Source organism: Eubacterium oxidoreducens, from assembly GCF_900104415.1.
Taxonomy (GTDB): Bacteria; Bacillota; Clostridia; order Lachnospirales; family Lachnospiraceae; genus Eubacterium_C; species Eubacterium_C oxidoreducens.
The window spans coordinates 16113-33107 of sequence record NZ_FMXR01000010.1 but is presented as its reverse complement, the minus strand read 5'-3'; the positions used below and the strand labels follow the sequence as shown (position 1 = coordinate 33107).

The following is a 16995-nucleotide window of genomic DNA, read 5'->3' as shown; positions in this document are numbered from 1 at the left end:
AGGAAAATTTAAATGGGAAAGAAAGTATGGGTAGACTTAACACATCCTTTTAGTGCAGAGATTCCAAGATGGCCTTATTTCGATAAGCCAGTTATCGACAGCAAGCACTCAATGGCAAAAGGTGGCGTATTAACACAGTACATCGGATGTACAATGCATACAGGTACTCACTGTGATGCACCTCGTCACGTTATGGAAAGAGAGTTCGATGGAAGAAGAGCTCGTTATACACATGAAATGGCTGTAGATGCTTATACAGGTACAGCTGTATGTTTAGACCTTACATTTGTTAAGCGTTGGGAACTTATTACAGATAAGCATCTTGATCAGGCTTGTAAGAACATGGGTATTGATCCTGAATCTGATTACTTAAAAGATAAAGTTCTTTGCCTTTGCACAGGAATGCATAGAAAATTTGATGATTCTAAAGAGTATTATCATTATTCATGCGGTACTGGACGTGAAGCTGGTATCTGGTTTGTTAAACATGGCGTTAAGTGTGTAGCTATGGATATGCAGGCTCTGGATCATCCTCTTCATACAGCTATGGGTAACAATGGTATGACTAGAATGAACCTTCTTGGTGCTTCTGGAAGACCTATTACTGAAGAATATATCGAAGAATTTGGTAAAGAATCATATGCTCGTTTTGACAAAGAACTCTTTATTGAGACTTTTGGTCAGGAAAAATATGATGAATTATATGGACCACTTGAAGCAATCGGATGCTGGGGTACATGGGAGCCTTGCCATAAGACAATGCTTGGACATGGTATCGTAGGTGTTGAAAACCTTGGTGGAGATCTTGATAAAGTATGCGGAAAGAAAGATTTCGAATTCTTCTGCTTCCCACTTCGTTGGTACATGGGTGACGGCTCTATGGCTCGTTGCGTAGCTCGTATTGATGAAGATGATATCAATGATGTTCCAGAAAGAACATATCTGTATTGCGGAACTGGTGCTCAGGATAGAGAACAGTTCGGATTTGATGATTATCAGAAATTTGATGCATCTCTTATCTAATCAATAACCTTAAAAAACGTGAAATCATTAAAGACTGTCGTGATCTTATCGCGGCAGTCTTTTTTTTTGTTCCTGGCGGCGTAATTGCTAACGGATTTTTAACTCTATGTGCTTGCTTGGAACGTGGGGTATAAAAAAACCTGTATGTATCTTGCGATACATACAGGTTTAAGTCAGCTTACATTAATCAACTTCCTCAAATTCGTTGTCATCCTTTTGGATAGCGCCTTCTTTTAAGAAAGTTCCTGGTTCGTCACACTTAGGACAATGTCCAAAGTCATCACCGAATAATGCAAATAAATCGGTTGCATATTTGAACTTCTTGCCACATTTTGGACATTCATAATACCAGTAAAGTGCTCCGTAAGTCATATAGACACCTCCGGATTATTTTAAGTTAAGCATCTGACGAGCTTCGTCTGGAGTAGCAACTTCGCAACCGAACTCTTCGATAACTCTCTTAGCTCTTTCAACGAACTGAGCGTTGCTTTCAGCTAATACACCTTTAGAGTACATTACGTTGTCTTCCATACCTACACGGATGCTTCCGCCCATAGCTACGGCACCATACATCATTTCCATTGCAGAATGACCTACACCGAAGCAAGACCATGTAAAGTTATCTTTACCAACTAATTCTTCAGCTGTTTCTTTCATGAATACAAGGTTCTTCATTGTACCTGTGATTCCGTTTGCACAACCCATGCAGAACTGGAAGTGTACAGGAGTTTTCAGAACACCCTTCTTGATATAGTATGCTGCGTTAGCAATCATACCAGGATCGAAAGCTTCGATTTCAGGCTTAACATTTAATTCCTGGAATAAAAGTCCGCAGTCTTCAAGGAATTTAGGGCTGTTAATGAACAGTCCGCTATGAAGCCAGTTCATAGAACCGCAGTCATAGGAAGCCATTTCAGGCTTTAATTCTTTTACGTGAGCTACACGAATTTCATCATCTGCATGGATGTCACCGGATGTTGTCATGTTGATGATGATATCGCAATCCGGATATTTTGTTTCGATGAGCTCTTTCGTCTTCTTGAAACGAACTGGATCCATTACACCGTTTCCGTCATCATCTCTCATATGAAGATGAGCGATAGCAGCGCCGGCTTTCCAACAAGCGTAAACATCATCAGCGATTTCTTCTGGTGTCATTGGTACGTTAGGATTGTTTTCCTTTTTAGGCCATGCACCTGTTACTGCTGCAGTAATAATTCTTTTGTTTCTAAATGCTTTGTCCATTTCGAATATCTCCTTTTATTATATGGATTTGAAAATATTTCCTGGTGCGAACTATACACACCCAGATAATAGTATTGTACTACAAAAAATTGTATATTTCTATATGATATCAACTTAAATTTTGTCAAATATTTATGTTTTTTTGTTGAAATTATCCATTTTGGAAAAATAAGATACTTTAAATGAATAAGAGATGATTATGAAAAGCGAGTCTTGACAATCGAAAAAGATGTGGGTTAAATAGTGCATTATGAGCCCAAAAAAAGGATTTCTCTTATGAGAAATCCTTGCCAGTTATTCGTTTCGAGACAGTTTTTGCTTTTCCATATAAGCATCCATAATGCTCATAAGTTGATCTTCGTATTTTTGTTCAGTATGAACTTTGAAAGCATCTAAGTCTATCTCCATATTTAAATCAGCCATCCGGCGGATTGACCATATATAAAGAATGTCAAGAGCCGGGATTAAATCCTCGCCAAGAGGGGTGAGAATGTATTCGACCTTTAATGGGATTGTATTATATTGAATTCTTTCCACTAAACCATCATGTGTTAATTCTTTTAATTGTTGGCTTAAAACCTTTTCACTGACATGAAGGGTTTTTTTTGTTTCGTTAAAACGAATTTTACCATAGTGATGGATGTGGTGCAGGATGGTCATTTTCCATTTGCCGGAAATGCAGCCTGTAACAAAATGATAAGGATTAACTGGTTCCATATATTAAAACTCCTTAAAAGTTATTAGGTTACTAGAATGTAACTAAAATATATTCTAGCAATAATAATTTGTTTTTGCAACAGGAAAATAAAATTAGATAGATACTCCATTGCCTAAGGCGATGACTTCGTATATAATTTTAACTAGACAATGAAAGGTAAGGCATATGGATGAGAAAAGCAATTCAAGACCTTTCTTTAGGTAAGGTATCACAGGAAAAAGCACAGGTTCGTTTCTCACATGAGGAGATAAGAATAGAGATAGAACCGGATGAGGAGTATCAAGGATCTTTTCAAGTTCATAGTGTAAATCAAATTGCATTTCGAGGGGGCATATTGTCTACAAATTCGAATGTGATATGTGGAAAAGATAAAATCAGCGGATTAAGTGAGGAGGTTCCTTTTGTGGTTAGAGCATGCCCGGAGGGAACGAAATTGTCCGGTGATTTTGTTTTGGTGCTTAATAGAGGCGAGTATACAATTCCTTTTGAAGTAAGTGTAATCTCTCAACCTTTGTATTGTGGTGGACAAAAAGTTGAGAGTTTGAGTGACTTATACAATGTTTATGAAGAAAAACCAGAAGAGGTAATTTCGTTTTTTAAAAGTTCTTTCATGGATAAGCTGATGATGAAAGAGAAAAGCGAGATGAAGCTTTTGTTTAAGGGAATTCGTAGAGTGAATATGCAGCCTATGGATGTTGAACAGTTCTTTGTCGGCGCAGGCTTAAAAGAGCAGGTTCATATTACACTGGAAAAAGAAAAGGAACATATCTTTCGTCCGGCAATGAACGAACAGCTTTTTTTGAACGTTAAAAAATCGCCAATAGGATATACAATGCTTGAGGTGTTCAGTGATCATGATGCTGTTAGATTTGAAAAGGCTAATTATACAAGTTTTGATTTTGTTGGAAATCAGTTACAGATTCCTTTTAATATAGAAGAAACTAAATTACATGCCGGCAATAACTTTATTGGGATTACGGTAAAAGGACCGTTTGATTGTTTGAAGTATTGTCTGGAAGTATCAATGAATAAGAAGAAAATGAAGCCGTCTTTTGATGTGGAATTGCTATCCCAGCTTGATATTAAGAATATGCCGGGGGAATATGAAAGAAAGAAGCTTCTTAGATATCTTATTAATACTTATGTGGAATATAGACTTGGCAGGTGTCCGGGGGCGGATTGGCTGGTGCATTCTAGAGAAGTTCTAAGAAGAATGCATCTTAACGGGGAGCAAGCTGTCTTGGCTAAGCTTTATGAAATGCATATGATGATTTTGAATCGTCAAAAGAAAAGTGCAAGTATCTATTTGCAACAGTTTTATGAAGAGTTGTCATTGCATGATAATCGTAACCGGGCCTATTTTCATTATTTACAAACGCTACTTGATCCGGATAAGGCGTTTGTAAGAAAACAATTTGATATTGTCAGAAACTTATATATGCAGGAAAAAGATCCTATGATTTTTTGGATGATAAGTCTGATGACAAAGCAATATGAGGGAGATGCAGACAGATTAAGCGACATCGACATGTTTATGAGAGAAGGTCATCCGGTTGTGGTTCTTTATCTTGAAGCATATTTATTGGTAAAAGATCAACCTTATCTATTAACGAAGATGGGGAATTTTGAGGTTCAGCTTTTATGCTGGATGGATAAGATGCAACTTCTTGATGAACGCTTTGCTATGGAATTGGCAAAACTTTCGGAAAATGTTTTGCGTCTGGATTATAGAGTGTTAAAACTTCTAAAAAAAGCATATTTTATGACCCGAGCGGATGAAGTGTTGCAAGCACTTGTGCGATATATGGTAAACAACCGTATTTTTACGGAGGAAGCTTATAAGTGGTATTTGTTGTCGGTAAAAAAGCAACTTAAGGTGAATCGATTGTATGAAGGGCTTTTGTATGCAATACCGGATAGAACATGTGAATTCCCGAAAGAAGCTGTTTTGTATTTTGAGAGAAATCACAATCTTCAAGTCGCTTATAAAGCTAAGTTTTTTGCCTTGCTTTTGGAGAATAAAGATAGGTATGCGAATGTCTACGATTCTTTACAAGAGGAGATGGTAGAGTTTGCAGCAAAGAATATCCTAGAACATGCTATGGATACTAATTTTGTATATCTTTATGAACATATTCTAAAAGATGCGCAGCTGAAAATGGATGTTGCGGAGGAATTGGGAACGTATCTGTTTCGATATAAAATCAAGGTAAAAGTACCGGCTATCGTAAGAGCTTATGTGATAAGCGAGCCGATGGAAAGTATAAAAATGTATCCGGTAAAAGATAACGAAACAATTGTTACGATCTATCCTGGAATTTATAAAATCATTCTTGAAGATTATCTGGGAAGAAGGTTTTCTTTAGATTCTATGATAGAAATAGAGCCTCTTGTCAATCGAAAAGCAATGATGGAAGTATGTGAAAATCGAAAGTTAAATACTCTTGCGATGAAACTTCTTCATGTTGGGAATGTTGAAGAATATGAGAAATATGAAGAAGAGTATTATCAATTATGCGAAAACGAAGAGATTGCTCATGATTTTAAAAAGAAATTACAAGCAACAATAGTAGAAAGGCTTTTGCAGATAAAAGAATATCGTGTTTTGCATGATTGCGTGATTAGAGCGCAGTTCAAACAGCCGGATAAATCCTTTGCTTCGGAACTAATGAAAGTGTATTTAAGAGGCGGTTTTTATACAAAAGCGTTTGAACTGTTGCGGCAATATCCGGGACTTACGCTACATACAGAGGAATTAGAGCGTATTATTGTTGCTCTTATTTCGGAAGATAATCAGGCGCCTGAGCTGCTGATGTATGCCTATGAATTGTTTAAAAAGGGAAAAAACAATGAAATATTATTGGGATATTTATGTCAGCATTATAATGGAGCTTTAAAAGATATGCTTGAAATATGGCATAGTGCCAAGGAATTTTCGATTGATACATTTGAGTTTGAAGGTCGACTTTTGATTATGATGCTGTTTACAGATCAGTATGTGGAAGAATTTGATACTATCGTCGAAGAATATTATCAGTCAGATGGAAACTCCATGCTGATTATGGCGGCTATGAATTATGTATCGCATGCCTATGTCACCGAAAAGATTGAAAAGGTTGATAAATATAAATCGCAATTACAACTTATGTATATGCAAAATAAATCCATCTCTATGATTGCCAGGATAGCTTTGATGAAATATATCATTTGCAATGGTTGTCAGGATGATGTGGATGAAAAGTGTCTAGAGGAGCTGCTGGAGGATGCAATTGAGCGCAATTTGTATTTTCCTTTTTATGCAAATCTTCCGCATAAGCTAAAAGAAAACTACCTTCTAGAGGGAATTAGTGTTATTGCTTTTTACGGAGAGCATGAAGATCAGGTAACAGCGTATCTTGGCAAGAATAACTCACTTGGTAGTAGAAAACTGCAAGAGATGTGCGACGGTATCTTTTGTTGTCCGATTATTCTTTTTGAATGGGAATCATTACCGGTAACCATTTCGTATACCAGAAAACGGGTCATGCATATGCAAGAGACAATCGTGCTGCATGGACATAAAGAAGTGAATGCCTCACTTACAAGGATTGGAGAGCTAGAAAGATTATATCGCTTTTCAAAAGAAGATAATGAGTTATCGTTTCGCAATGAATTAGAAAAATTCCTTTATATGGATCAGACGATAAAAGAACAGTATACATTGATGGAAGATTAAGGTTTAAATCAGATGCAACAAACTATTACACAGTCAGAAAAAAATGAATTAAATGAAGTGCCGATTATCGGGATTGATATAAATAATGAGAATGCTGTTGTATCTTATTATATGCCCGGGATGGATGAACCTGAGACGATTTCGACTGTTGCCGGAGAAGAAAAATATTTGATTCCGGCATTATTGTATCGTGAAGTTCAAGAAGAAATGTGGTTATTTGGACATCGGGCGAGTAAAGCCTCAAAAGAAGGAATTGGACTTAGTTATCGAAATTTGCTAGATCAGGCATACAAAAATGAGACGATTCCGTTGGCAGGTAATGAGATGGAATCCTGGGAGATGCTTGGCATATTTTTTGAAAGAATATTATATCTTCCTAAAATGCAAGGCGTAGATGTGGAACATGCACAAGTTGTATTGACGGTTCAAAAGCTCAATATGGAAAGAAGTGAAGTTCTGAAAAAAGCGATGGAAAAGGCAGGAGTCAGTCGAAAACGCCTTGTGTTGACGGACTATATGGAGTGTTTTTATGCGTTTACTTTTCATCAGACGGAGGATCGCAGACTTCATGATGTTGTACTTTATCAATATGACGGAAGTAAGTTAAAACAAGGGTATTTGACAAAAAATGTGAATACAATACCAAGAACTGTTGAGATTGAGAAGAAAGAATTTTATGAATTAGCTTCGCTTAGAACGAATGAAGAGAAGGATGCGGCGTTTACGAAATTGCTTCATTATGAACTCGATGGTCGTAATATTTCCACGATTTATTTGGTTGGAGAAGGATTTGAGACGGGATTTATGAATCAGTCGCTGGAAGTTTTGTGTCACAATCGTAAAGTTTATCTTGGAAAAAATCTGTTTTCGACCGGAGCTTGTTATTATGAATTGTTAAAAAGAGAAGAATGGCCGTACATTTATATAGGGGATAGTTCTATGAAAATGAATCTGGCGATAGAAGCTAGAATTCGAGGAAAACAAGAGCTGATAACATTGGTAAATGCTGGCGATAATTGCTATAGCACCTATTGTGCATGCGATATTCTTCTTGGAGATGAGCCATTTATTGATATTTATCAGCAAAATCCTGATGGGAGTGGTGAAAAAATCACTTCCTTAGAACTTGCGAATCTTCCTAAACGTCCTCCGAGAGCGACTAAGGTACATATGGAAATTCGTCCGACATCGGGTTCTTCGGTGAATGTGATGATTGAAGATAAAGGGCTTGGAGAAATGTATCCGGCCAGTGGAAAAAAATGGAAGTATCAATTAGCATGTGAGGGATAAAATGAATCAGGTCATGATCTGTTCACCGATTACGGCAAAGCAGCCATATCGGATGAAAAGTACATCTACGAATATTTATACAATTGAAGAATTATGTTTTTATCTGACGACGCATCTGTTTTTGATAGAAGATGATATTAAAGATCCGCAGCTTTGTAAATGGTTAAGCCTTGAATTGAAAGAAAATTATTTATCTGAGCAATTGCTCGATCTGCTGCGAAAAAAAGTGTCGACAGCACTTTTTGTGAAAAGTATTCTTGAACTCTCGGGTTATTCGGACGAGGCGGAATTGAATTATGTAGAAGATGAACTTCGTAAGATGGAACAAAAAAGTCCGCTTGAACGAAAGAAAATGCGGATGGATAAAATGGCTCAGACACGCAGATATGTAGCGGCCATTCGTGGATATGAGCAATTGCTTCGAGTACATGAGGTTCAGCTTGATGAAGAACTAGCCGGAAGCATCTGTCATAATATGGGATGTTGTTATGCTAATTTGTTTTTGTTTGAAAATGCCAAGAAAGCATTTTCGGCTGCTTATCGTGTATCAAAGGCTGATAAGTCAAGGGAGTTGATGGAACTTTCTGAACGGATGCAAAAAGAAGAACGAGTATGGAAAAGCGAGGGGCAAAAGATACTTAGTTCAAAGCTTAATCTAAAACCTGAAAAACTGCCGGATTCGGAAAAATTAAAGTCGGTATTGGATGATTTGACAATAAATTGTAGAGGCATGTATACGCGTGAAATTGTTTAGTGTATTCAAAAGAATATTCAATCGAAGAAAAGAAAAAAAAGAAGAACAGATTCTTGCGGATTTTCTTGGAATGAATCCGGATGATTCACAGACATTTGCAAGGATGAAGCTGGACATGACTCCGGAGCAGGTGGAACATTATATTCTGGATAAATGTGAGCTTATTATAGACAATGCCAGAGTGCTAGATGAAAAAAAGGAAGAATATTATGAAGTGATGGATTATCTGAAGGATTTACAGACGATTCGTCATATTTCAGTTGCAGAATTGGCGGAGATAAAAAATACGGCATTACATATTCACAATTTAAATAAAGCGAAGGATGAATATGTTAATCGTGTTCGTAAAATTACAGATAACGAATTTACACAGATGAAAGAAGTGGAAGAAGATATTCCACAAATAGTGAAAAGGCTGCAAAAAAACGAAGCTTACCAAAATACGGTTAAACGTGATATGGCATATCTTGAAGGAGAAAAGCTGCAATGGACGGAGAAGCTAGAGCGGCTTTCGAAGGAACAAAAATTTCTAAAAGGATTTTCTATGTTTTTGTTTACCTGTTGTTTTGTACTGTGTGCGATTTTTGCCTATCTGCAATTTGCAGTCGATCTTTCTTTGAAGGAGCCGTTTTTGATTGCAATTGTAGTATTTTTGTTTTTGGGGATATTTGTGTTTTGGAAAAACACGGTGGATGAAAAACTAAAAAAAGAAGCATCTGTAAATTTGAATTATGCAATTTCAATTCTAAATAAAGTAAAGATCAAATATGTAAATGTTACGAATGCAGTGGATTATACACGGGAGAAATTTCATGTTGAAAGTTCTTATGAGCTTAGCTATCGGTGGGAAAAATACATGGAATCCATTCGAGAACAGGAAAATTTTGAACAAACGAATGAAGATCTAGAATATTATCAGAAGAAATTTGAAAGCCAATTGTTAGTTCACCGATTAAAACATTTTGATTCATGGAAATTAAAATCCGAAGTGTTTTTAAATGATAATGAATTTGAGGCGCTGACACATGAATTACTACATCGGGAAGAAACATTAAAAGAACAAATGGCATATAATTCGCAAGTAATTGAGCGTGCAAAAAATGAGATTCAAAGTCTGGTAGAAAGAGATCAGGAATATTCACCTAAGATGAAACAGATTTTAGACCAAATCGAAAAAATCACGAGTTAAATCCAATATTTTGATAAATGCCATCAAAAGGATTTACAAGTGATTTTTTTAATGGTATATTAACCCACGGATAGTATTTTCGAAATTAGAGAAACTATACCTTTGCCAAAGAATGAAAACACGATGGAATATGGTACACTTGCCTGTATTTACAAGTGTAAAACGGGACGAGCATATGCGGATATTCATAGAGGTGTTAGATGAATTCTTTTGGTTTAGTCGATCAAATTCATTTCGGACAGTCATAGTAATATGACGATTCTATCCATTCGCTCTTTGGGATTCGACCAATAGAGTGTTCCTTATATAAAATCATAATACTATAAAATGGGAATTTACCCGAGGTGGGTAAAGAATGGAGGAAACATGAAAAATACAGTTTTGACATTTCATCAGCAAAAAGAAGAAGGAAAGAAAATTACAATGCTTACCTGCTATGATTATTCCATGGCGAAATTGATGGATGAAGCAGGAATTAATTGTTTGCTGATAGGAGATTCGCTCGGACAGGTGATGCTAGGATATGAAGATACGTTGAGCGTTACAATGGAAGATATGATTCATCATACTGCAGCGGTTTCAAGAGGAGCAAAGAATGCTTTTGTTTTGGCAGATATGCCGTTTATGTCATATCAGACAAGTAGTTATGATGCCGTAGTTAATGCAGGACGTCTTATGAAAGAAGGACGCGCAAATGGTGTGAAATTAGAAGGCGGCGCAACGGTTGTGGAGCAGATTAAAGCGATTGTTGCTGCACAGATTCCGGTATGTGCTCATGTGGGATTGACACCACAGTCCGTTAATGCGTTTGGTGGATTTAAGGTACAGGGAAAATCAATTGAAAAGGCACAGCAGATTTTAGATGATGCGAGACGAGTAGAGGAAGCAGGAGCTTCTATGGTAGTTTTAGAAGGAATTCCGGCGCTGCTTGCTGATAAAATTTCAAAAGAATTAACAATTCCTACAATCGGAATTGGTGCTAGTAATGGCTGCGATGGCCAGGTTTTGGTTTATCAGGATATGCTTGGCATGTTCTCGGATTTTACACCAAAATTTGTTCGTAAATTTGCTGATTGTGGAAGTGTTATGAAAGAGGCATTTGCCGGATATATCAGTGAAGTGCAAAACGGTAATTTCCCGGCAAAAGAGCATACATATGCAATTGATGAGGAAGTAATAGCTCAGTTAAAATAATACTGAGATTAACATATTGGAGGATATCATGAAAGTAGTTGGAACAATTAAAGAGGTTAGACAGCAGGTAAAAGAATGGAGAAAAGCCGGAGAAAGTGTTGCATTAGTGCCAACAATGGGTTATCTTCACGAAGGTCATGGATCTTTGATCACGAGGGCTAAGAATGAAAATGACAGAGTTGTTGTGAGCATTTTTGTAAATCCGATGCAATTTGGTCCGGGAGAAGATTTGGAAAGCTATCCAAGAGATCTTGAAAAAGACAGTGCTTTTTGTGAGAATCTTGGAGCAGATTTGATCTTTCATCCGACTCCGGAGGAAATGTATCCGGAAGGCTTTTGCAGTTATGTAGATATGTCAGTATTAACGGAAGAACTTTGCGGCCAGTCCAGACCTGTTCATTTTAGAGGTGTGTGTACGGTGTGTTCGAAACTTTTCCATATTGTAACTCCGGACAGAGCATATTTTGGACAAAAGGATGCACAGCAGCTTGCAATTATAAAACGACTTGTATTAGATATGAGTATGGATTTGCAGATTGTTGGATGCCCGATTATCCGAGAAAAAGACGGGCTGGCAAAGAGTTCAAGAAACACCTATTTATCGGAGGAAGAACGAAAGGCAGCTTTGGTGTTGTCAAAAGCAGTTTCATTAGGAGAACAACTTACAAAAGCCGGTGAAAATGATGCGAAGGTTGTTCTTGATAAGATGATTAAGCTCATTGAAGCTGAACCAATGGCGAAGATTGATTATGTAAAAGCGGTAGATGGACTTACGATGCAACAGACTGATAAGATAACGGATGGAACGCTTTTTGCAATGGCCGTATATATAGGTAAAACAAGATTAATTGACAATTTTTCAGTGTCCAGATAATACTTAAGGAGTAAGAAGATGCAGATTGAAATGTTAAAAGGCAAGATTCACCGTGCAACTGTTACACAGGCTGAGCTTGATTATGTTGGAAGTATAACTGTTGATGAGGAGCTTTTAGCGGCTTCCGGAATCTTAGAATATGAGAAAGTTCAGATTGTTGATGTAAATAACGGAGCGCGTTTTGAGACGTATACAATATGCGGAGAACGTGGTAGCGGGGTGATATGTTTAAATGGAGCCGCGGCAAGATGTGTCAGTGTTGGTGACAAGATTATTATTATGTGTTATGCACAGATGGATGCAAAAGAAGCAAAAGATCATGCTCCAAAAGTAGTAATTGTTGGTGAAGATAATAAGGTTGAACGTGTTACCAATTATGAAAAACATGGTTTATTAAAAGATTTGTAGGAGCGTTGTATGTTAGAGGGAAAGACAATAGTTCTGGGCGTGACGGGATCAATTGCGGCTTATAAAATTGCCAATCTTGCGAGTATGTTGATTAAACTTCATGCCGAGGTGCATGTGGTTATGACACAGAATGCAACGAATTTTATTAATCCGATTACGTTTGAAACATTAACAAATCATAAATGTCTTGTTGATACATTTGACAGAAATTTTGAATTTCATGTAGGTCACGTATCTCTTGCGAAAAAAACAGATTTGATGCTGATTGCACCAGCTTCAGCCAATGTAATTGGAAAAATTGCAGGCGGAATTGCCGATGATATGTTAACGACTACGGTAATGGCTTGCAAAGCTCCAATCTTAATCTCGCCTGCGATGAATACGAATATGTATGAAAATGCGATTCTTCAGGAGAATTTGGTTAAGCTAAAAAATCATGGTATGAAAATTATTGAGCCCGATACCGGACTTCTTGCGTGCAGAGATGTTGGAGCCGGTAAGATGCCACAGCCGGAGATTCTACTTGAACATATTCTTAGGGAAATTGCATTTGAAAAGGATTTGGCGGATAAACGGATTTTGGTTACAGCCGGCGCAACGGTAGAAGCGATTGATCCTGTGCGATTTATATCAAATCACTCTACCGGAAAGATGGGATATGCAATTGCAAAAGCCGCTGCATATCGAGGAGCCAGGGTAACTTTGGTTTCCGGAAAAACAGCGCTTGATACCCCTTTGTTTGTGAATCGGATAGATGTAGTTAGTGCGAAGGATATGTATGATGCCGTGATGGAGCAATTTAAAGAGCATGATATTTTAATTATGGCAGCTGCGGTTGCGGACTATACTCCGGCTCATTACGTAGATGAAAAAATCAAAAAGACGGACAAAGACAGTGCGATACCTCTTGTTCGCACAAAGGATATTATTGAAGCGGCAGCATCAATGAAAAAACAAAATCAATTTGTATGCGGATTTTCTATGGAAACACAAAATATGATAGAAAATTCAAAAGGAAAATTAGAAAAGAAACATCTTGATATGATTGTTGCGAATAATTTAAAACAAGAAGGCGCAGGATTTGCGACAGACACCAATGTATTAACACTAATCAGCAAAGATTCTGTAACACCGCTTTCCTTAATGTCTAAGGAAGAAGCGGCGCATAAGCTTTTAGATGAAATCGTGAAAAAGATGTAAACATAGGAGATAAAGATGAGCAAAATAAGAACCAGATTTGCACCAAGTCCAACAGGACGCATGCATGTTGGAAATTTAAGAACTGCATTATACGCATATTTATTAGCAAAGCATGAAGACGGAGATTTTATTCTTCGTATTGAAGATACTGATCAGGAAAGATATGTGGAAGGGGCTGTGGATATTATTTACAGAACTCTTCAAAAGACGGGGCTTATTCACGATGAGGGACCGGATAAGCCGGGAGAGGTAGGCCCATATGTGCAATCGGAACGTCACAAAAAAGGGCTGTATCTTGAATACGCAAAAAAATTGATTGAAAAAGGAGAGGCTTATTATTGCTTTTGTGATAAAGAACGCTTAGATTCTTTGAAACAAAATGTTGTCGAAGGAAAAGAAATATCCGTTTATGACAAACATTGTTTGCATTTATCGAAGGAAGAAGTGGAAAAGAATCTTGCAGAAGGAAAGCCGTATGTTATTCGTCAGAATAATCCGACTGAAGGAACTACGACTTTTCATGATGAAATTTATGGAGATATAACCGTAGATAATTCCGAACTCGATGATATGATCCTTATTAAGTCTGATGGATATCCGACTTATAATTTTGCAAATGTTGTGGATGATCATTTGATGGGGATTACTCATGTAGTAAGAGGAAATGAGTATTTATCCTCTTCTCCAAAATATAATCGATTGTATGAAGCATTTGGATGGGACGTGCCGGTATACGTGCACTGTCCACTGATCACGAATGAAGAACATCAAAAACTTTCGAAAAGAAGTGGGCATTCTTCTTATGAGGATTTGCTTGAGCAGGGGTTTGTAACGGAAGCTATTGTGAATTATGTAGCACTTCTTGGATGGAGTCCGGAAGATAATGAAGAAATCTTTTCGCTTGATGAATTGACGAAACGGTTTGATTATCATCATATGAGTAAATCACCGGCTGTATTTGATATTGTGAAACTGAAATGGATGAACGGTGAGTATCTAAAGGCGATGGATTTTGATACCTTCTACGAGATGGCAAAGCCATATATTACAGAGGTGATTCATAAAGATTTAGATCTGAAAAAGATTGCGAATATGGTGAAGACAAGAATTGAGGTCTTCCCGGACATCGCCGGACATATTGATTTCTTTGAAGAGTTGCCGGAATATGATGTTTCGATGTTTACACATAAGAAATCAAAGACAAATAGCGAAAACTCACTTGAAATTCTTACAGAGCTTTTACCAATACTTGAAAATCAGAATGATTTTTCGAATGATGCGTTATTCGAATTGCTTAAGGATTTTGCAGCCAAGAAAGAATATAAAAATGCAACGGTTATGTGGCCGGTGCGTACGGCTGTTTCCGGAAAACAGATGACACCGGATGGAGCAACGGGAATTATGGAAGTTCTTGGTAAAGAAGAGTCAATTGCACGAATTAAGAAAGGAATTGAAAAACTGACGAATGCGTAATTATTCAAGCTCGCAGATTCAGGCAATTACGGCAGGAGACGGACCATGCTTTTGTATTGCAGGGCCGGGAAGCGGGAAGACTTCCGTGATTATTAACAGGGTAAGCTATCTGATTTCCCATTATCAGGTAGCACCTACCAAGATTCTGGTTGTTACGTTTACTAAGGCGGCAGCCATGGAAATGAGGAACCGATACGAAGTGACTGCAAAGGGACAAAACCGGGCAGTCACTTTTTCCACTTTTCATTCTTTGTTTTTTACAATCCTACGTCATGCCTATCATTATAAAGTTGAAAATATTATAAGGCCGGATGTGCAATATGCATATTTGCGTGAAATCGCAAGAAGACATCATGTAGCCGTAGATCAGGAAACGGATTTTCTAAAGAGTCTTTTAGAAGAAATTTCGCTGGTGAAGAATCAAAGAATCAATCCTGAAAATTATTATGCAAAATGCTGTTCACAAGATAGCTTTCGAAAAATCTTTATGGATTATACGCAAAGGATGAAAACACAAAGACTAATCGATTTTGACGATATGCAGGTATATACCTTAGAATTGTTAAAACAACGTCCGGATTATGCTAAGGCTTGGGCTGATAAATATCCGTATTTGATGATTGATGAGTTTCAGGATATAAGTACGATTCAATATGAGATAGTCAAATTGTTGGCATCGATACATAAAAATATTTTTGTTGTAGGGGATGATGATCAATCGATATATCGATTTCGAGGAGCGTCGCCAATGCTTTGTTTTCAGTTTTTAAAAGATTTTCCGAAAGCGAAACAGATTACGCTTAGTGAAAATTATCGTTGTCCAAAGTCAGTGGTGGAGCTTGCAGGAAAATTGATCTCGCACAATGAGACACGATTTGAAAAAAATCTTACAGCGGTTAAGGATTTAAAATCTTCGGTGAAGTATTCGTTATATAAGAATCAGTTTGATGAGGCAAAAGCGATTGTAAGAAAGATTCAAGAGTATGTAAAGGCTGGAGGAAAGTATGAAGAGATAGCCATTTTGTTTAGAACAAACAAGCAACCCTCCATCTTAACAGAGTGCTTAATCAGGAATAATATTCCGTTTCGGTTAAAAGAACATTTGCCTAATATTTATGAGCATTGGATTTCGGAAGATATCTTTACGTATATAAGAATTGCACTGGGAAGCCGACAAAGAAGTGATTTTTATAAAATTATGAATCGTCCATTGCGATATCTTTCAAGGGATTCTTTGGATGATGCTACGGTGTCATTTGAAGTCTGGATGGATTATTACGAAGAACAAGATTGGATGATGGAGCGGATTGATAAGTTGCAAGGGGATTTGAGGATGTTATCGACCCTTTCTCCATATGCGGGAGTTATGTATATATTAAATGTTATTGGATATCGTGATTACATACGTGAACATGCTTGTGAGCATGGAATTGCAATAGAGGAATTAACGGATGTTACGGATTTTTTGTTATCTTCAGCAAAAGAAGCAAAGAATTATAAAGAGTGGTCAAAACAGATTGAGCATTATAAAAATCAAATTGAACAAAAAGTGAAGCAGGATGATGCAATGAAAGACTGCGTATCGGTAATGACTTTGCATAGTTCAAAAGGACTTGAGTATCCAATGGTGTTTATTCCGGATATTAATGAGGGATTGCTCCCGTATAAGAAAGCAACTTTGGCGGAGGAAATAGAAGAAGAGCGACGACTATTGTATGTGGGAATGACAAGAGCGAAAGAAAAATTGTTCTTGAGTGCATCTAAAAAGATTCTTCATCATGACAGTGAACCATCTGTGTTTTTGAAAGAAATGGGATTTTCGATGAAATAAATTCCATAAAATTGCATAAAAAAAGCAGGTATTATCCGAAGCGTATGAATCCGGCTTCGAATGTACCTGTTTTTTATGTGA

The 16995-nt window shown here is 37.2% G+C and carries 14 protein-coding genes; 11 read left to right on the top strand and 3 right to left on the bottom strand.

From position 1 onward, the window contains the following. Window positions 1–12 precede the first annotated feature (12 nt). Window positions 13–1023 (top strand): cyclase family protein, encoded by a 1011-nt coding sequence (locus BLS20_RS07180; RefSeq protein ID WP_090173697.1) that lies wholly within the window; start codon window positions 13–15, stop codon window positions 1021–1023. A gap of 183 nt (window positions 1024–1206) precedes the next feature. Here BLS20_RS07180 and BLS20_RS07175 read toward each other — a convergent pair whose 3' ends face one another. The 3 genes from BLS20_RS07175 to BLS20_RS07165 form a co-directional block, all read right to left on the bottom strand. Then, window positions 1207–1395: an excinuclease ATPase subunit gene (locus BLS20_RS07175; protein WP_090173696.1), complete on the bottom strand. Its 189-nt coding sequence runs from the start codon at window positions 1393–1395 to the stop codon at window positions 1207–1209. Between the two features lie 15 nt (window positions 1396–1410). Continuing rightward, entirely contained in the window at window positions 1411–2268 is an 858-nt protein-coding gene (locus tag BLS20_RS07170; protein ID WP_090173695.1) for a beta-keto acid cleavage family enzyme, read from the bottom strand. A 294-nt stretch (window positions 2269–2562) separates the two neighbouring features. Next, on the bottom strand, window positions 2563–2985 hold the full coding sequence (locus tag BLS20_RS07165) for a winged helix-turn-helix transcriptional regulator (protein WP_090173694.1): 423 nt from the start codon (window positions 2983–2985) through the stop codon (window positions 2563–2565). A 170-nt stretch (window positions 2986–3155) separates the two neighbouring features. Between BLS20_RS07165 and BLS20_RS07160 the strand changes: the two genes are divergently transcribed. From BLS20_RS07160 to BLS20_RS07115, 10 genes are all read left to right on the top strand, one after another. Beyond that, entirely contained in the window at window positions 3156–6701 is a 3546-nt protein-coding gene (locus BLS20_RS07160) for a DUF5717 family protein (RefSeq protein WP_090173693.1), read from the top strand. A gap of 12 nt (window positions 6702–6713) precedes the next feature. Further along, complete coding sequence (locus tag BLS20_RS07155; RefSeq protein ID WP_090173692.1) at window positions 6714–7991, top strand: DUF5716 family protein; 1278 nt, start codon at window positions 6714–6716, stop codon at window positions 7989–7991. 1 nt (window position 7992) lies between these two features. Next, window positions 7993–8745, top strand: coding sequence for a hypothetical protein (locus tag BLS20_RS07150; RefSeq protein WP_090173691.1), 753 nt, complete (start codon window positions 7993–7995; stop codon window positions 8743–8745). Then, window positions 8732–9934, top strand: a complete 1203-nt coding sequence (locus BLS20_RS07145) for an AAA family ATPase (RefSeq protein ID WP_090173690.1) — start codon at window positions 8732–8734, stop codon at window positions 9932–9934. The genes BLS20_RS07150 and BLS20_RS07145 overlap by 14 nt, the downstream gene beginning before the upstream one ends. A gap of 366 nt (window positions 9935–10300) precedes the next feature. Next, window positions 10301–11128 carry a 3-methyl-2-oxobutanoate hydroxymethyltransferase gene (gene panB / locus BLS20_RS07140; protein ID WP_090173689.1) on the top strand — a complete coding sequence of 276 codons (828 nt, stop codon included), beginning with the start codon at window positions 10301–10303 and terminating at the stop codon, window positions 11126–11128. Between the two features lie 28 nt (window positions 11129–11156). Further along, the gene (gene panC, locus BLS20_RS07135) at window positions 11157–12002 is read left to right on the top strand and encodes a pantoate--beta-alanine ligase (protein WP_090173688.1); all 846 of its coding nucleotides are present in this window, start codon (window positions 11157–11159) and stop codon (window positions 12000–12002) included. Between the two features lie 18 nt (window positions 12003–12020). Then, the gene (panD, locus tag BLS20_RS07130) at window positions 12021–12410 is read left to right on the top strand and encodes an aspartate 1-decarboxylase (RefSeq protein ID WP_090173687.1); all 390 of its coding nucleotides are present in this window, start codon (window positions 12021–12023) and stop codon (window positions 12408–12410) included. Between the two features lie 9 nt (window positions 12411–12419). Further along, the gene (coaBC, locus tag BLS20_RS07125) at window positions 12420–13610 is read left to right on the top strand and encodes a bifunctional phosphopantothenoylcysteine decarboxylase/phosphopantothenate--cysteine ligase CoaBC (RefSeq protein ID WP_090173686.1); all 1191 of its coding nucleotides are present in this window, start codon (window positions 12420–12422) and stop codon (window positions 13608–13610) included. A gap of 15 nt (window positions 13611–13625) precedes the next feature. After that, complete coding sequence (gene gltX / locus BLS20_RS07120; RefSeq protein ID WP_090173685.1) at window positions 13626–15083, top strand: glutamate--tRNA ligase; 1458 nt, start codon at window positions 13626–13628, stop codon at window positions 15081–15083. After that, entirely contained in the window at window positions 15076–16914 is a 1839-nt protein-coding gene (locus BLS20_RS07115; RefSeq protein ID WP_090173684.1) for an ATP-dependent helicase, read from the top strand. The genes gltX and BLS20_RS07115 overlap by 8 nt, the downstream gene beginning before the upstream one ends. Window positions 16915–16995: the final 81 nt, after the last annotated feature.

Bases quoted from the DNA above. Each gene is read 5' to 3' on its own strand.
- BLS20_RS07180 (WP_090173697.1), top strand. From the start codon at position 13: ATGGGAAAGAAAGTATGGGTAGACTTAACACATCCTTTTAGTGCAGAG.
- BLS20_RS07175 (WP_090173696.1), bottom strand. From the start codon at position 1,395: ATGACTTACGGAGCACTTTACTGGTATTATGAATGTCCAAAATGTGGC.
- BLS20_RS07170 (WP_090173695.1), bottom strand. From the start codon at position 2,268: ATGGACAAAGCATTTAGAAACAAAAGAATTATTACTGCAGCAGTAACA.
- BLS20_RS07165 (WP_090173694.1), bottom strand. From the start codon at position 2,985: ATGGAACCAGTTAATCCTTATCATTTTGTTACAGGCTGCATTTCCGGC.
- BLS20_RS07160 (WP_090173693.1), top strand. From the start codon at position 3,156: ATGAGAAAAGCAATTCAAGACCTTTCTTTAGGTAAGGTATCACAGGAA.
- BLS20_RS07155 (WP_090173692.1), top strand. From the start codon at position 6,714: ATGCAACAAACTATTACACAGTCAGAAAAAAATGAATTAAATGAAGTG.
- BLS20_RS07150 (WP_090173691.1), top strand. From the start codon at position 7,993: ATGAATCAGGTCATGATCTGTTCACCGATTACGGCAAAGCAGCCATAT.
- panB (WP_090173689.1), top strand. From the start codon at position 10,301: ATGAAAAATACAGTTTTGACATTTCATCAGCAAAAAGAAGAAGGAAAG.
- panC (WP_090173688.1), top strand. From the start codon at position 11,157: ATGAAAGTAGTTGGAACAATTAAAGAGGTTAGACAGCAGGTAAAAGAA.
- panD (WP_090173687.1), top strand. From the start codon at position 12,021: ATGCAGATTGAAATGTTAAAAGGCAAGATTCACCGTGCAACTGTTACA.
- coaBC (WP_090173686.1), top strand. From the start codon at position 12,420: ATGTTAGAGGGAAAGACAATAGTTCTGGGCGTGACGGGATCAATTGCG.
- gltX (WP_090173685.1), top strand. From the start codon at position 13,626: ATGAGCAAAATAAGAACCAGATTTGCACCAAGTCCAACAGGACGCATG.
- BLS20_RS07115 (WP_090173684.1), top strand. From the start codon at position 15,076: ATGCGTAATTATTCAAGCTCGCAGATTCAGGCAATTACGGCAGGAGAC.